This window comes from Falsihalocynthiibacter sp. S25ZX9 (genome assembly GCF_041205405.1).
Classification (GTDB): domain Bacteria; phylum Pseudomonadota; class Alphaproteobacteria; order Rhodobacterales; family Rhodobacteraceae; genus Falsihalocynthiibacter; species Falsihalocynthiibacter arcticus.
Genome location: NZ_JBGFCD010000095.1, coordinates 1 through 373, shown reverse-complemented (window position 1 = coordinate 373; position 373 = coordinate 1). Strand labels below are relative to the sequence as shown.

General features: G+C 54.2%; 1 pseudogene. It reads right to left on the bottom strand.

Features of this window, described 5'->3' with window-relative positions:
* A pseudogene (locus AB9F29_RS21435) lies at positions 1-373 on the bottom strand (UDP-N-acetylglucosamine 1-carboxyvinyltransferase); the annotation flags it as partial.

Sequence of the window (373 nt, the reverse complement as noted above, 5' to 3'; positions counted from 1 at the left end):
ATGCAAACCGCAACTCATGCACCGCGCCTTTTAATACGCCGCGTGCTATCGCGTGCAAATAGCCCTCTTTGAGTTCGATCTCCGCCCCAATTGCCTCAAGCGCCGCAATATGGAGGTCCATCGGGCGGGCGCCAATTGCGCATCCTCCAGGAAGCGAAACAATCGCATGCCCCAAACGGGCCAACATCGGACCAAGCACCAAGTTAGATGCCCGCATTTTACGCACGATTTCGTAATCGGCCACATGGTTGTCGATATTATGTGAAGACAGCGCCAAGACTTTTCCGTCCTGAAGGCTCGAAACTTCCGCCACCAACGACTCCAAAAGAGCTGTCATCGTTTGGATGTCAGACAAGCGCGGCGCATTGGTTAG